The sequence below is a fragment of the Vibrio sp. Y51_MX_L26 genome (genome assembly GCF_024181935.1).
Classification (GTDB): domain Bacteria; phylum Pseudomonadota; class Gammaproteobacteria; order Enterobacterales; family Vibrionaceae; genus Vibrio; species Vibrio diabolicus.
Window position 1 is genome coordinate 997515 of record NZ_JAMZAS010000001.1, and the last position, 15610, is coordinate 1013124.

The following is a 15610-nucleotide window of genomic DNA, read 5'->3' on the forward strand; positions in this document are numbered from 1 at the left end:
AAATGGGGAAGTGTTTTCCTCATATTCCTTAACCAATGCAGCTAGCCTTTCAAGTTTACAAATTAGTCTTATATTTGCTCTATCGAAAGGTATTGAGGTTACTTACCTTGGCGAGATTTTTTTAAAGTGCTCAATACCGCGTTGTATGCGACATTCAACACTTGTGCTGTTTCCCAAACTCCAGAGCTATTCATTAACATATCGACAATTTTTTCTTTTACATCTGGCTTGCGGACTTCGTAAACTTAATCGAGTTGAAAGCCCTTTCGACACTCGATACACCTGAAACGAGGAAAGACAGAATGCCCTTTTCCATGTTCACGGACGGGCTCTGTTTTATTACAGAAACGACATTGAACTTGGATAGTAGCCATGAGTTAAAAAACATCAGAAATCAGGTGGCTATATTAACATCTATCAACCGATTTGAGTCATGACCAATGAAAGAATAGTTAGGTTTTTATTGCGTAAATTATCGGTAAGAATAGTGCACATAACAGGCAATAAGTCAGGTGTGTAGAATTATTCTATTTTAGGGATTTTGCTCTAAGTCTAAATGAATTTTTGCATTTCAATTTCAATAAAGCTTGGTTATTGATCATGTTTCTGAGTATGTGAATTATTATCAATTATGCATATGGTTGGTCATTGTCTAGTTTGATTTGTGTAACGTCACTGCAGCACGTATTGAGCGTACTACGCTGATTGTCTGTGTTTTCGTGTTGACAGTTTGGTACTAGGTAAAAATCAACAAGACTATGATTTCAAGGAACATTTTATGTTAAAGAAACTACTAAGTTGTTGTATCACCTCGGCACTCTGTTTTCATTCTTCTATCGCTTTTTCGCAATCTAATGAGATTGCGGACAGTGCAGAGTTACAACAAGCTCCCGACACATTGCCTGCCACTTTGATGCTTGCACCGGACGACATCGCCATTGCAGATCGCTACATAGTGGTATTTCAACAACCGCAAATGATGGCGAGCAACTCAACGGAATTCGAGCAATTCACGCAGCAGTCTGTAGACCGCATGTCTGGTTTGTATTCGATACAAGTGGAGTCGGTTTTTGACCACTCGATCAGCGGATTTGTCGCTAACTTGAGTCCTGAGCAACTGAAAGATCTGCGTTCTGATCCTCGTGTGGATTACATTGAGCAGGACAGAATCCTATCGCTTGACCCAATAGTCTCGGCAGACGCAAATCAAACCAACGCCATTTGGGGACTAGACCGAATCGACCAACGTAACTTACCACTCGATAACAACTACAGTGCCAACTTTGATGGGACTGGGGTAACGGCTTATGTTATCGATACTGGTGTGAACAACGCGCATGTTGAGTTCGGTGGTCGCTCGGTCTCAGGGTATGACTTTGTCGATAACGATGCAGATGCAAGTGACTGTAATGGACACGGTACACACGTTGCGGGCACCATCGGCGGCAGCTTGTATGGTGTTGCGAAAAACGTCAACCTTGTCGGCGTGAGAGTGTTGAGCTGTAGCGGATCGGGTTCTACGTCTGGTGTTATCGCCGGTGTGGACTGGGTGGCAGCGAACGCTTCCGGACCTTCAGTCGCCAATATGAGTTTGGGTGGCGGTCAATCTGTCGCTCTCGATAGTGCGGTGCAAAGTGCGGTTCAATCAGGTGTCAGCTTTATGCTTGCAGCAGGTAACTCCAACGCCGATGCGTGTAATTACTCCCCGGCGCGCGTTGCTACTGGTGTCACTGTCGGCTCGACCACCAGCACGGATGCACGTTCGAGTTTTTCAAACTGGGGCAGTTGTGTGGATGTATTTGCGCCAGGCTCACAAATCAAATCTGCGTGGTATGACGGTGGTTACAAAACCATTAGTGGTACATCGATGGCGACGCCACATGTAGCGGGTGTAGCAGCACTGTATCTTCAAGAAAACAGTTCGTTATCTCCAAGCCAAGTAGAGGCCTTGATCGTGAGCCGCGCAAGTACCGGAAAGGTGACGGATACAAGAGGCAGCGTGAACAAGCTGCTTTATAGCTTAACGGATGCTGATTGTGGCCAAGACTGTGGTGGCCCAGATCCAACACCAGACCCAGAGGGCAAGTTAACCTCGGGCGTGCCAGTGAGCGGTTTAAGTGGCTCAAGCGGTCAAGTAGCGTATTACTATGTTGATGTAGAAGCTGGGCAGCGCTTAACCGTACAAATGTATGGTGGCAGCGGTGATGCGGACCTGTATCTCCGTTTTGGTGCAAAACCAGCACTGAACGCATGGGACTGCCGACCTTTCAAATACGGTAACAATGAAACATGTACGGTCAGCGCGACACAAAGTGGACGTTATCACGTCATGATTCAAGGTTACTCAAACTATAGCGGTGTCAGCATTCAAGCTAACTACTAGTTGTTACTCTCGTTACTAAAAGAGAACAAAGCCCGCTTTTCGGTGGGCTTTGCTTTCGGGAATACTGAGTTTAATAGGTGGCGTTCGATGCTATTCAAACGCACCGGCCTTTTTCTTCAAGAACTCAACTCGAAGCGGCATCGAAGCTTTCTATTAGTACACCGCATAAGTCGGGTTCTCAAAGTCGTGCACATCAAATAGGGTGGCGAACTTAATCTCCTCGAGCTAGCTCTTTCTCCATCATAAATCTTGGCATGATGGCAAACCCAAGATGATACAAAACAAATTCTTTACTGTGACCGCAGTTCTCACTTGCACTTTTGGGCTGTGAGACAAACGCGTGACCTGACCTTGGCTGTTGGTCATCGTGAACGATATGGTGGCTAATCCGAGAAGATTATATCCACTCAAAACTCAGACCCTATACTGTACATGTTGATGGGCTGGCAACAGTAACATTGGATGAAATGGGCCTTGAACCACGGCAAGATCATTATAAATGGGAACTATTAGGCAAAGAGACGCTCAAACGAGCTAAATTGGAATGGGGCAAAAACGTTACAAACCATACCGACACGCCTCTGGATATAAATGTTCGAGTCCTTTTCTATTAAATCATTAATAACCAAGGATATTGCAAAGAGAGTTGTGGACAGTTAGCAGTATCAGTAGGCTTGTGCCAGTCAGGGCACCTGACTTTGGGAGAGCACTAAACATAAACCTTGGATTCTGCTACCGTAAAGCCCATATTTAATTTGAGAGAGATGGATAATGAACGACAGTTGGGCTAACTTCTTTCCGTACTTTGCTGGAGCTTTTAAGCTTATTGTATTAGGTATTGGAGCTTACTTAGCTATTAAATGGCATTTTGATGAAGAGCGAAGAGTAAGGGAAGCCGAAGGCGTGGTATTCGATAAACCAAGCTTCAAGAAAAAGTTCGCAATGATGCTAACCTTCCCATTCCTTTTAGGTCTTCTAGTCCTTCTCGTTATTTATGCAACTAACTGGTTTCTCTACTTTATTGATACGATCAATGTTTAAGCTCTCAACGGGTTTGGAGCAAAAAAGAGTCAGCCTAACGGTCTGGCTCTTTTGAATGAAAATACATAGTATCGTGGAAGCACTAGGGAGGCTGTGGCAGGTTACACTCACTTACTCCTTAGGCAGGTGACCAGTTTCCTTCGCAAGCTTTTGCATCGCCTCGGCAAACGTTGTTGTCCCGCCTTTAGCTTTAACCTGTATTACCTTATACCCCATTTTTTCCAACGCTTGGCGCTCTGCCAAAACAGCTTTGTCATCTTGCTGGCTACCTTGAGCTGGCTGATGAATGTAACATCCCTCTAATTTACCATCTTCGACCAATTGGTGGTGTTTCAGTGCATCGATATCAAAATTCATAATAAGTCTTTTCATTAAAAGTGGGAGTTTCTGTGGCAGGTTACATACGCTTCAAAGGCTTCACGACACTATCTAAGCCTTCAATTTTGAGCGCTAAACACAGCTTGAGCAAATCCCCTAGCTCGCCGCTTGGCCAGCCCTTTTTATCGAACCACAGTAAGTATTCTTCAGGTAGGTCGATTAACACTCGCCCTGCGTATTTCCCAAATGGCATTTGCATTCTAGCGAGTTTAATGAGGTTTTCTTTTTCTAACATAAGTGACAAAGATTTGAGGTAACTCGTCCAAGAATATCACTGCCGCCCTCTCCTCACCAGCAAATCGCACTCACGTTTATTTTGGCGGCTTTGACTCGCTTTGTGCTAGAGTACGCGGCATAAAAAATGAGAACGAGAAAGCAATGAAGTCACCTTGTCGAGCAGCATGTAAAAATAACGCCGGAATATGCTCTGGTTGTCACCGAACGATGGATGAAATCATCCAATGGAAAGACAAAACCGATCTCCAACGAGATACGATTATCGAACAAATCGCAGGGAAAGATTCAACGCACAATTGTCCTGAGTGCGGGACTCAAGCCCATTGTGATATCGTCGCAGGCAAAGAAACCTGTTGGTGCTTTACTATTGAAACCCGTGATTTACCCAAGCCAAGCGCCAACCAGTTGTGTTTGTGCCGAAAATGTCTAGAAAAAAAGCCAGTCGCATAATACGACTGGCTTACTGTTCTGCGTTTTCTGACTGGTGTTTATTTAGCGGTTAAAGCGGGGGCTTCAAACTTAATACCATCCCACCCTGTTACCATAAAATTACGAATATTCTGGTGATCGTTATTCTCTGGATGCTGCAATACATCTTCACGATAAAAACGGCCAAAGCAGGCTAGCGTCGCTTCTTTGTCTAGGTTATTTAGCAAGCCGAAAGCGAAGATCTTACACGAACCGTTGTTCTCACCCGCGTTGTTTTGCGTCTCACCATTAACAAAAGCGGTTGGCTCAAACGTATAGTTTTCTTCGATCACCGCCATCGTTGCTTCAAATTCGACCTGCTCTGGTGAAGCTGCCAACAAATCTAAAAACGATTTTAATTCCATTATTCCTCTATCCCTACTTCATCATTTTGATGACACATTAGTTTCATAAAAAGCCAATATAAGAGTCATCAATCATACATATATTCAGAGCCTTACCAAATCACACGTCATTCAGCGTTCCATCATTCCAATTGCGGAAATGGACAGAAGCATAAACCCCATGCTGATTGACAACGTATCGGATTGATAAGGAGATATCATGATCACCCCTTTAAAGGCAATCGGTGCACTCGCATTGTCATCACTTGCCATCGCGTGTTCATCACAACCCGAAGATACCGTGGCTTCATTCGCTACACAATGCAAACCCACCACTACGCCCGTTGCTGGGGAAACTTCAATTCAAGGGTTAACGTTTATCGGGACATTCGTTGCTGATGCCCCATTCGACACATCGGCAGCTGAAATCGTCAGTTATGACGCCTGTACGGATAAGCTCTATGTGATCAATGCTGAAGCAAAACGTGTCGATGTACTTTCTATGGATGACAACGGCGTACCAACGCAAACCGCATTCATTGATCTCAACAGCGCTGGCGAAGCAGCTGGCGTTGAAATTGGCGCTGCAAACAGTGTCGCTGTATTCAATGGTTTGGTCGCGGTTGCGATTGAAAACAGTAATAAACAAGCGAATGGTATTGTTGGTTTGTACCGCTCCGACGATTTGTCATTAGTCACGACGTTCCCAACAGGCGCATTGCCAGACATGGTGGGCTTCTCGAAAGATGGCCGATACATCGCAACCGCTAATGAGGGCGAACCAAACAGCGATTACAGCATCGATCCTGAAGGTAGCGTCACTTTGATCGATCTGAACCTTGGCGTTACTCAAGCAGAAGTGACACAAATTGGCTTTAATGAGTTTGATGGTTCACGAAAAGCAGAGCTCCCAATGAATGTGCGTATTTCGGGGCCAAACGCCACTATCGCTCAAGATCTAGAGCCTGAATACCTCACTTTTGCAGATAACGGTAAAATCTATGTCGCGCTACAAGAAAATAACGCCATGGCAATCGTCAATCCAGTGAGCAAATCGGTAGAAAAAATTGTTGGCTTAGGTGAGAAGTCTTGGTCGGACGCTAAACTCGATGCATCTAACAAAGACAAAATTATTGGAAACTTGAAAAGCTACCCACAACTGGTTGGCTTATTTATGCCTGACACCATCGACAGCTACTCAGTGAATGGGAGTACTTACATCGTATCCGCAAATGAAGGCGACGGGCGCGAGTACGGATTCAAAACCACTCAAGAACTGTGCGACAAAGCTGGCTTTATGTGGGATGAAGACGATTACCTTGGTACAGATGAATACACATCTGAGCAAGGGAGCTGTTTAAGCCATATTGATGAAGTGCGCGGTAAGAAGCTGAAAGTAGCAGCAGAACACCCATTGGCAGAGGCACTAAAAGACAACAAACAACTCGCGCGTTTAAAAGTGATTAAGCCGGCACAAACGCTTTCTGCACAAGATAAGGTTCAAGCATTTGGCGCACGTTCATTCTCGATTTGGGATGAAAACGGCAAGTTGGTGTTCGATAGTGGTGACGATTTCGCGACCATCGCGCTGCTGAATGAAGGTAAAAACTTCAACAGTACCAACGATAACAATCACAGTGGCGATGACCGAAGTGATGATAAAGGCATTGAGCCAGAGGCGATTGAAGTAGCACAAATTAACGGTCGTCATTACGCGTTTATCGGCTTGGAGCGTCAAGGCGGTATCATGATTTATGACATTACCGATCCGAAACAAGCGCAGTTCCTACATTACGTAAACCGTCGTGATTACAATCAGCCAGTGTGTACAGAAGTCGAAGATGGTGAATGCGCGAACGGCACATACAATCCAAAAGCAGGCGATTTAGGCCCAGAATCCATCAATTACTTTACCCGTAGTGGTGGTCATTTTATCGCTGTTGGCAATGAGGTATCTGGCACGACATCCGTCTTCCGAATCAATCTATAAAGTAATGTAAAAGTCATTTAGAACCAAAACGCCCGACGTAAGCCGGGCGTTTTTTGTATGAGGTAATGTCCTACTCTGCCGATGCTAGCGCGTCACATTTTGATGCGCAGATAAAATCGTTCTTATGCAGACCTTTGATCGAGTGACTCCACCAAGTTACGGTGACCTTACCCCACTCCAACAAAATAGAAGGATGATGGAATTCATCTTCTGCCAGTTCCGCGATTTTATTGCTGAAGGCCCATGCTTGTTTGAAGTTTTTGAATTTATACGCCTTTTCTAGTTGAGGTATATCTTCTCTTTCAATGATCTGCCAATCAGACAATTGCAGCAGCAGAGATTGTTGTTCTTCTTTGCTTAGTGCAATGGCATCGATACTACAAGCTTCGCATTTTTGTTCATTCAACATGAGCAGGTTCCTTTGGTTCAAAAAGTGGAGGAAGCAGTCCAGCTTCAATCGCTAGATCGGCTTGTTTCAATAAATTTAACTGACTGATTTTAAAGAGCTGAGAAAAGTCATCAATCACGTAGTATTTCGGTTGCATGATGTCGATACGATAAGGAGTTCTCAGCACAGTTTGTAATTCAAATGGATCGCGAATTGCTACATCACTCTCTAATGCATAGAGGGTTTCGCCAGGAGATGAGAGAATACCACCACCGTAAATTTTGGTTTTGTCCCCTTCTTTCACCAAGCCAAACTCTACGGTAAACCAGTAGAGACGAGCGAGATAGGCTCTTTGTTTTGGTGTAGCGGCTTGCCCTAGTTGACCATAATGCTCGGTAAATGCAGCAAAATCTGGGTTGGTTAACATCGCGCAATGACCAAATATTTCGTGGAAGAAATCCGGCTCTTGCAAGTAATCGAACTCTTTTCTGGTACGCAAGAAGGTGGCGACGGGAAAGCGCTTATTACCGAGCAGATTAAAAAAACGGTCGAAGTCAATAAGCGCAGGAACGGGCTCCACTTGCCAACCTGTTGTCTCCATCAAGACACGATTAATTTCTGGCAATTGAGGAACGCGGTCTTGAGGTAAATCAAGCAGCGTTAAACCGTGTAAATAAGCCTTACAAGCTCTGTTTTGGATCACACCCATTTGTCGTGTTACCAAATCTCGCCAAATGGCGTCTTCTTCACGGCTCCATTCAACCCTGCCTTCCTGGTTTACGGGTTTAGAACGATACTGAGTCATGGCACATCTCCATTAACAATTCCTTTACATTAAGCCTATCTTCAGTCTTGAGAGCTTCCAATCCCTACACGATTTTCTCAGTATCGATTTGATGTAACATATTGTTTACAACACATCGTAACTGCATGATTTTTATGACACGATATAATATCTAGCTTGTTTGACTTTATCGTGTATTCCTCTCAAACTAAAATCTGTTACCACTTTGTTATAGAGGGACCTATGCGCGAGAGCAGCAAAGTATGGCAACCGAGCGAAAGTCGTATCGAAGAAGCCAACATCACACAGTTTATTGAACACATTAATCGACAAGGAAATACCATTGGAAACTTCGCCGATCTGCATCAATGGTCGCTCGATCATGTGGAAAAATTTTGGCAAGAAGTCTGGTTATTCTGCGACGTCATTGGTACTCAAGGAGAGACCGTAAAGGAGCAAGCAGAAAGTCGCTGGCAGCAACCCGTCGAAAATAGAGACATAAAATGGTTCCCAAACGCACAAATTAACTACGCAGAAAACTTGCTAACCTACGCGTGTCACCAACCCGATGATCTCGCGATTTGGTTTGAAAATGAACGTGAAGAAAAGCAAACCTACACATGGAAACAATTGTGTGAAGAAGTTTCGAGTGTCCAGCAATGGTTGAAAGAATGTGGAATCAAGCAAGGTGATGTCGTCGCTGGCTATTTGCCTCACTTACCTCAAACGGTGATAGCCATGTTAGCAACCACCAGTTTAGGGGCAACCTGGACTTCTACCTCACCTGATTTTGGCGTTGAAAGCGTTTTGGAGCGCTTTGGTCAAGTGAAACCTAAAATCCTGTTTACTTGTGATGGCTATACATTCAATGGCAAAACTTTCGATATGTCTGAGAAAAACCAGCACATTGCGGATCATCTTGATGGTCTTAAACAGGTTTGCCAAATTAGCTACCTGAAACCACACATTTTTGAATGCGACGTCTGCACTCAAGATTGGCAAAACGTCCTGAATCAATACACACCCGAAGCGCTGACTTTTACTCGTGTTAATTTTAACGATCCGCTATTTGTGCTCTATTCTTCAGGCACGACAGGCAAACCGAAATGCATCGTTCATTCCGTCGGCGGAACAGTGCTTAACCATTTGAAAGAGCATCAACTGCATTGCGACATCCAACCGAACGACAGAGTGTTTTATTACACGACCTGTGGCTGGATGATGTGGAACTGGCACGTATCTTCACTCGCGAGCGGCGCATGTTTAGTAATTTTTGATGGTAGCCCTGTTTATCCGACTCATAACGTGCTTTGGGACCTCACTGAACAAGCCGAAGTGACGCTGTTTGGAACTTCGGCGAAATACCTAGAGGCATTGGAAAAAGTTTCTTTTTCTCCGCCGAAAAGTGATGCATTTCCAAGTCTGAAACCATTTGCTCAACGGGCTCAGTTCTGTATCCAGAACAGTTTGATTATGTCTATCAGCACATTAAAGAAGATGTCCACCTCGCATCGATCTCAGGCGGGACAGACATTTGTGGCTGCTTTGTGTTAGGCAACCCTATTTCTCCCGTTTATCGAGGAGAGTGCCAATCAGCGGGATTAGGGGTCGATGTCAGAGTCTTTAACCCGCAGGGTAATAGCGCAATCGGAGAGCGCGGTGAGTTGGTTTGTGCCAATGCATTGCCCAACTTCCCCGCTGGCTTTTGGAACGACACCGGGGAGAGATATCATCGTGCTTATTGGGATAAGTTCGACAATATTTGGCACCACGGCGACGATGTTGAACAAACCAGCGTTGGTGGATACGTGTTTTATGGTCGAAGTGATACCACGTTGAATCCCGGTGGCGTAAGAATCGGCACGGCCGAAATCTATCAGCAAGTGAACAGTATAGACGGTATTCTAGATTCCATCGCAGTAGGAAAAGAAGTCGATCGCAACGAACAAATATGGCTGTTTGTCCAATTAATGAAAGGGGTAGAGCTCAACGACGAGATGATCGCCTCCATCAAAGCACAGCTAAAATCTGCATGTTCTCCAAGACATGTACCTAGTGCGATTTACGCAATAAGCGATATTCCTAAGACCCGTTCCGGAAAACTGGTTGAGTTAGCCGTTAAGCAAGTCGTTAACAATCGGAGCGTAGAAAATTTAGGCGCAATAGCCAATCCTGAAGTGTTGGAGGAGATACGCAGGATAATCGCCCAAAAATAACCTCAGAACACTTGGTTGTTAGAGAACCACTTTGCGTACACCCGCGGCGACAGGTTGAAGAACAAGTGAGATTAACTTAGTTACATCCCCTCAACCGATAAGAAAAAAGCGAGCTAGGTAGCTCGCTTTTATCATGTAGTGTTCTTTATTCAGTCTTAACGGCGACCAAGCCCCATTAATACCGACATCGTTTTACCGTCAGATGTAATGTCAAAAACGTGTTGCGATTCAACCTCAGTAAAACCTGCATCTTTCAAAGCACGTTTAGACTTCGCAAGGGTAAAACCGTCTTGTTCAGATTCTGCAATCCAATCAAAATGAACAAAGTAACCGCCGTGGTTAAGTAAAGAATGCGAGATTTTTAATGACGCATCTAAGTCTTCCACAAACGCTAAAACTGACGATGCAACTACTAGGTCAAACTGTCCACGAAACGCTGGATGCTGAGCGACCAAGCCGCGAGACAATGCATCTACGACAGGTTCTACATTGGCAAGCTCTTTTTTATCGAGTTCTTCAATCATGGCTTCCGATGCGTCTAATGCTACGATGTCTTTAACCATCGGTGACAATCGTTGACTTAACTGCCCTGTTCCGCATCCAAAATCTAGTACTTTAATGCCATCAAGCTGAGTTAGCTGTTGTAACTGCTCAAACACCGACTGCGCAAATTGCTCTGTTGCTGGATTTGATTCCCAGTTTTTTGCTAAGCCGTCCCAATCTTGTGCCATCGTGGCCTCCATGTTCACTTTTTGTAACCCACATAGATTACCGCAAAACCGTTAAAAGACCATAGACTTATCTGGCGGATTCGCGTTTTTTTCGATAATCTTTCACGGCTTTGGGAGCATATCTGCATAATACCCAAATTATTTGAATTCATTTATTGGTTGTGTCAAATCATGAACTTAACTCAAGTAGAAGCCTTCTGCACCATCGCTGAGTGTGGTTCTGTTTCTGAAGCAGCAAGGCAACTCGATTGTAATCGCACCAAACTCAGTATGTCGATTAAGGCTTTAGAGAAAGATCTCAACGTTGAGTTGTTTACCCGAACTGGCAACCAGCTCACTCTCTCTGAAGCTGGGAAAGCCATTTACAAAGATTGCGAACACCTACTTATCATCGCACAGCGGATAAGAAAAACCTGTGCTCAAATCTCGGAAGGTTTTAACGCGGAAGTTTGGGTTGCACGTGACGACTCCTTACCTGATGATCTCTGGCAAGAGCTTTCGCATACATTGAATAACCGCTTCCCTTCCACAACCTTCAACTTAATCCTGGCATCCAGTGGCGACTTGGCCAACTTAGTCAGTACCCACCAAGTGGATTTTGCTTTCGGCGTTGATTATGAGCGCGTCGACGATCCTCGTATCGTATATAACCCGCTAGGCAAGATACGTATGATGTCTGTATGCAGTGCAGAACACCGCCTAAGTAAGATGCGCCGAGTCTCAGACGAAGATCTGCGCAGCCAGATGCAAGCGTTGATGGTTTACCTAAATGAGAAAGACAACCCTGAACTGCAGCCTTTCTCGACTCGATACATTGGCTTTTCGAGTTTTGACTACATGCTCAACACCATCTTAGAAGAAGACGCTTGGGGTGTACTGCCAGAACCATTAATCCGCCATTACCTTCGCCAGCAAAAGCTCGCCGTTATCAAGCATACATACGGATTGACACAAGAAGACTACTGTATGTTTTCACCTAACGGTCAAACTGAGCACCCAGCAATGACATGGTTAGCGGATAAATTGAGCGAGTATTTATTTGACTTCTAAACATTTTATCAGTGAGCGCCAATTTTATTGGCACCAAGATCATGCAGCAAGTCATTGTTTTATAAGAGTATAAACAAAAACGCAACTTTTTAGATTAGAACCTGCTCACTTAGTGGTTGCCTAAATTACCTTATGCGAGAAGAATAGTAAGGTATTAAAATTTAAAGGCATCTTTTATGTGTGACAGGACAAGCAAAAACGAAAACCGTATTCTAACCATTTCAGCCCTTTTAGCATCTGGGTTCGCTGCTGGTGGTATGGTACTTGGCTTGCTTGTAGGATCAATTGTCATCGTTTTTGACGGTGTTTACTCTTTGGTCAGCTTACTGTTAACTTTATTGTCACTGGCCGCTTCCTACTATATTAACAAGCCCTCAAAATCTGTATTCCCATTTGGAAAAGCGGTCTTAGAGCCAATCGTTATTGCGATAAAAGCGGCTGTTATTTTAGTGGTTGTAAGCTTTTCTCTTTACTCTGCAATTTCAGCATTGATGTCCGGAGGCCGTGAAGTCGATGCTTCTATTGCCACTCTATTCGGCATCGTAAACGTCATCGGTTGTGGTTACGCTTGGTGGTTTATGGCTAAACGCAGCCGTCGCTTCTCATCAGGCTTGATTGAAGCAGAGAAAAAACAGTGGCAGATGGATACGCTATTAAGTGTGGCAGTGACGGTAGGATTTGTTGCTGCTTGGGCTGTATCACTAACGCCATTCGCTGAATATGCGGTTTATGCCGATCCTATGATGATGGTGCTAATGGGCTTCTACTTTCTGAAAGTTCCTTTTGATATGTTGGTTGGTGCACTACGTGAGCTACTAATGATGACACCAAGCAAAGAGCTATGTCAGGTCGTTGGCAATGATGTACTAGAGATAGAAAAAACATCTGACCACCAGCTAAAGTTAGCAGGTATCACTAAAGTGGGCCAAGAGCTTCGCATTAACATCGATTTGCACGTCGATGACGACACCATTGCATTGGATAAGTTGGAACAAACTCGTACTCAGTTAACAAAACGTCTGTCGAAGCACAGATTTAAACTGCAACTCCATTTAAACGTCGCAAACTGTTAGAACACGAAAGAAAAAACCAAGTATGTTTCTATCTCAAAAGCACCTAAATTGAATGTTCAGTCTTTACTAAAATGAAAAAACCGCCGATTACGACGGTTTTTTTATATCTGGATTAAACTATACCTTTGAAGTCTACTCGGCCAATTACGCGATTTACGTATTGGAAAATTTGGATTGGAGCCGAAGCTTGTTCTAGGTGGATTGGAATGTTGGCAGCTCGATAACTTACATCATTCTTAAAACCATACTTTTCAACTAACTCGTTATCGATAAGCCGATGAATGAGAGCCGTTGCAGAGTGAATATTTAACCCCGTTTTCTTGGAAATATCATCTGCATTGAGCCCAAAGTGCTTACCCTCGTATATCCGGCCACGAACCAATTCGTGATATAGAGCGATCGTCGTGTTCTTCAAAGTCTTTGTGTCTAATAAGCCAAGCATGTATAACCTTATCTAGTATTCGGATTAAGTTAGACCTTTGAAGTCTACTCGGGCAATTGCTCGTTTTACGTATTGTAAAATGCTGTTTGGAGAAGATGTTTCATCTAAATAAATCGGGACATTAACAGCTCGATAGCAAACCACATCCAAAAAATCATATTCTTCGACCAATCCGCTTGCGACAAGCCGATGAATGAGGCTGCGCGATGAGAACAAGTTGAGTCCTGTCTTTTCTGATATATCATCTGCGCTGAGTCCGTAATGCGTTCCCTCATGTATGCGTCCACGTACCAATTCTTGATATAGATTCGTCGCTATATTCTTTAAAGCTTTTCTTTTGAAGAAGCCAAACATATCCACCTCTTGCGTTGTTGCATCAAAACTTTAAGGACTGCGATTGTCCACACAATTGCATATCCAATCCTTGCAGTTCGTCACTATTTGCAATTGGTCGCAATAGAAAATAATGATCCTCGGGAATAGCAATTTTAGTTGCGTTTTAAGGGGAGTAAGTCGGTATTATTTTTTGATAATCTGGATTCAATGAGGTGAAAAAATCTTGAACTGAATCACTGTTTTAAAAGCCGAAATTGTGAAAAATCCCGCTCCGTCAGTTGGCCGTTGTAGGAATGCCACCCATCCGAAACAACGCTAACAATAATAAAAACTGACTCCCGCTTCTCGTAGGCAATACTGGCTGTATGAAATATTTTCAAAAAGTTTCACGGCATGAGCAAAAAGATAGCGGGAGTTAGCACCCCACCAGCAAAACCCACTGATTTCATTAAAGTAGTAGAGCTAATCGAAAAGTTAGATCCAATTAAGTATGGGTTTGATAACCGTGGTAATAGTTAGCAGTGTTAAACCACCAGAGCGGTGGATTTTTTGTGCCTAATTTTTTGCTAACCTAACATCATAAATCAGTTACACCTCAGAACGGCCGGAGCGTTTTCAGTTGCAGATGCGACTTCCCCTAAGACAGCTATCTCACCTTGGTAACTGATGCTTACTTTAGGAAAATGGCTGGATGCCCGTCTGATAACAACATGAAGGTTCAATCAGTCCAGCCGGGAGGCATCTATCAAAGCCTTCAAGAGCAGTAAGAGCATTAATCACTCAGATAATTTTGGTTTAACCTGCAGCTTCACGCTTCTCCTTGGTGACTACCCAACAAAGCAAAGAGCCCACCGTAACCATCACAACCCCCTGCCAAAAGCTCGGGCTCAACGTCACACCAAGGATAAGCGACGAAAACAGCGCAGAGAAAATGGGCGTAAAGTAAGAAAGTGTCGCGAGAAAGACCATGTTTCCACCAACAATCGCGATGTTCCACAAACCATAACCACCAGCCATCAACGCCGCAGAAGCAAAAAGGTAGCCCATTGCTTCCCATGAAAAAGTCATCTCTGGCTCATCAGCAAACGCATATTTCACCCATAACGAAACAGCAGTAGCAATGAAAAACAACGTAATCGCGTTATGTTTGGATTGCTGCCTTTGGGTTAAATTACAATAAAAAGCCCATATAACTGCTCCTGCAAAAGCCATAAAGTACACCAAAGGGTTACTACTGACATTGGACATAATCTGAGTAACGGATAAGCCATTCTCACCACTCACCGTCCACGCGACTCCGATAAACGCCAGCGCAACCGCTGGATAAAGCAGCCAGTTTGTTTTTTTGTTACTGCCTAAAACAGCAAACAAAACGGTGAGTGCTGGCCAAAGGTAATTAACAATCGACACCTCAATAGCCTGCGCACGCGAATTGGAATATCCCAGGGATAAAGCGAGAAATATTTCATAACAAACGAACATCGCGCCACCAAGCACGAGATACTTTGGAGAAAAGTACGATAACTTCGGAATGCCAACTACGATAAGAAGGAAAATAGAACTGAGAGAGTACAACATGGCCGCCCCGCCCACGGGACCTAGGCTCTCGGTAACCAACCTGGCAATGCCAAGTAAGCAACTCCAAGAGAAGATGGCAATACAACCATAAAGTGTGAAACGAAATTGCACTGATTTCATGTGACCTACCACTCACGAATGCCAAAGGAAACATCAGCTTAACTCAAAAAT

At 44.0% G+C, this 15610-nt stretch carries 15 protein-coding genes and 2 pseudogenes; 7 read left to right on the forward strand and 10 right to left on the reverse strand.

Features of this window, described 5'->3' with window-relative positions; genetic code table 11:
* Positions 1 to 105 precede the first annotated feature (105 nt).
* A pseudogene (locus NL645_RS04205) lies at positions 106 to 374 on the reverse strand (IS1-like element transposase); the annotation flags it as partial.
* Between the two features lie 404 nt (positions 375 to 778).
* Between NL645_RS04205 and NL645_RS04210 the strand changes: the two are divergent.
* A complete protein-coding gene (locus NL645_RS04210; RefSeq protein ID WP_253651266.1) occupies positions 779 to 2383 on the forward strand; it encodes a S8 family peptidase in 1605 nt (534 codons plus the stop codon).
* A gap of 771 nt (positions 2384 to 3154) precedes the next feature.
* Positions 3155 to 3424, forward strand: coding sequence for a hypothetical protein (locus NL645_RS04215; RefSeq protein WP_253651267.1), 270 nt, complete (start codon positions 3155 to 3157; stop codon positions 3422 to 3424).
* Positions 3425 to 3535: 111 nt separating this feature from the next.
* On the opposite strand, the gene NL645_RS04220 is transcribed toward NL645_RS04215, so the two are convergent.
* Together NL645_RS04220 and NL645_RS04225 are read right to left on the reverse strand one after the other, a co-directional pair.
* Positions 3536 to 3781, reverse strand: a complete 246-nt coding sequence (locus NL645_RS04220; RefSeq protein WP_046873683.1) for a hypothetical protein — start codon at positions 3779 to 3781, stop codon at positions 3536 to 3538.
* Between the two features lie 40 nt (positions 3782 to 3821).
* On the reverse strand, positions 3822 to 4037 hold the full coding sequence (locus NL645_RS04225) for a DUF3820 family protein (RefSeq protein ID WP_005375557.1): 216 nt from the start codon (positions 4035 to 4037) through the stop codon (positions 3822 to 3824).
* A 143-nt stretch (positions 4038 to 4180) separates the two neighbouring features.
* Between NL645_RS04225 and NL645_RS04230 the strand changes: the two genes are divergently transcribed.
* A complete protein-coding gene (locus tag NL645_RS04230; RefSeq protein ID WP_074189939.1) occupies positions 4181 to 4489 on the forward strand; it encodes a cysteine-rich CWC family protein in 309 nt (102 codons plus the stop codon).
* Between the two features lie 38 nt (positions 4490 to 4527).
* Here the strand turns inward: NL645_RS04230 and NL645_RS04235 are convergent, their stop codons facing one another.
* On the reverse strand, positions 4528 to 4872 hold the full coding sequence (locus NL645_RS04235) for a HopJ type III effector protein (RefSeq protein WP_253651268.1): 345 nt from the start codon (positions 4870 to 4872) through the stop codon (positions 4528 to 4530).
* A 199-nt stretch (positions 4873 to 5071) separates the two neighbouring features.
* Here NL645_RS04235 and NL645_RS04240 point away from each other — a divergent pair, with 199 nt between their 5' ends.
* Entirely contained in the window at positions 5072 to 6841 is a 1770-nt protein-coding gene (locus NL645_RS04240) for a choice-of-anchor I family protein (protein ID WP_253651269.1), read from the forward strand.
* A 70-nt stretch (positions 6842 to 6911) separates the two neighbouring features.
* Here NL645_RS04240 and NL645_RS04245 read toward each other — a convergent pair whose 3' ends face one another.
* Positions 6912 to 7250: a 4a-hydroxytetrahydrobiopterin dehydratase gene (locus tag NL645_RS04245; protein WP_167427626.1), complete on the reverse strand. Its 339-nt coding sequence runs from the start codon at positions 7248 to 7250 to the stop codon at positions 6912 to 6914.
* Complete coding sequence (phhA, locus tag NL645_RS04250; RefSeq protein WP_253651270.1) at positions 7240 to 8034, reverse strand: phenylalanine 4-monooxygenase; 795 nt, start codon at positions 8032 to 8034, stop codon at positions 7240 to 7242. Before phhA ends, NL645_RS04245 begins: the two co-directional genes overlap by 11 nt.
* A 222-nt stretch (positions 8035 to 8256) precedes the next feature.
* Between phhA and NL645_RS04255 the strand changes: the two are divergent.
* Positions 8257 to 10229, forward strand: a pseudogene (locus NL645_RS04255) (acetoacetate--CoA ligase).
* 155 nt (positions 10230 to 10384) lie between these two features.
* Here the strand turns inward: NL645_RS04255 and NL645_RS04260 are convergent.
* On the reverse strand, positions 10385 to 10960 hold the full coding sequence (locus NL645_RS04260) for a class I SAM-dependent methyltransferase (protein ID WP_006742039.1): 576 nt from the start codon (positions 10958 to 10960) through the stop codon (positions 10385 to 10387).
* A gap of 171 nt (positions 10961 to 11131) precedes the next feature.
* On the opposite strand from NL645_RS04260, the gene NL645_RS04265 reads away from it, so the two are divergent.
* Positions 11132 to 12010, forward strand: a complete 879-nt coding sequence (locus NL645_RS04265; protein WP_006742040.1) for a LysR family transcriptional regulator — start codon at positions 11132 to 11134, stop codon at positions 12008 to 12010.
* 176 nt (positions 12011 to 12186) lie between these two features.
* Positions 12187 to 13083 (forward strand): cation diffusion facilitator family transporter, encoded by an 897-nt coding sequence (locus tag NL645_RS04270; RefSeq protein ID WP_046873689.1) that lies wholly within the window; start codon positions 12187 to 12189, stop codon positions 13081 to 13083.
* A 112-nt stretch (positions 13084 to 13195) separates the two neighbouring features.
* On the opposite strand, the gene NL645_RS04275 is transcribed toward NL645_RS04270, so the two are convergent.
* The 3 genes from NL645_RS04275 to yddG all read right to left on the reverse strand — a co-directional run bounded on the left by NL645_RS04275 (position 13196) and on the right by yddG (position 15559).
* Positions 13196 to 13525 carry a hypothetical protein gene (locus NL645_RS04275; RefSeq protein ID WP_237308981.1) on the reverse strand — a complete coding sequence of 110 codons (330 nt, stop codon included), beginning with the start codon at positions 13523 to 13525 and terminating at the stop codon, positions 13196 to 13198.
* A 24-nt stretch (positions 13526 to 13549) separates the two neighbouring features.
* A complete protein-coding gene (locus tag NL645_RS04280; protein WP_080936685.1) occupies positions 13550 to 13879 on the reverse strand; it encodes a hypothetical protein in 330 nt (109 codons plus the stop codon).
* A 777-nt stretch (positions 13880 to 14656) separates the two neighbouring features.
* Positions 14657 to 15559 (reverse strand): aromatic amino acid DMT transporter YddG, encoded by a 903-nt coding sequence (gene yddG / locus NL645_RS04285; RefSeq protein WP_253651271.1) that lies wholly within the window; start codon positions 15557 to 15559, stop codon positions 14657 to 14659.
* Positions 15560 to 15610: the final 51 nt, after the last annotated feature.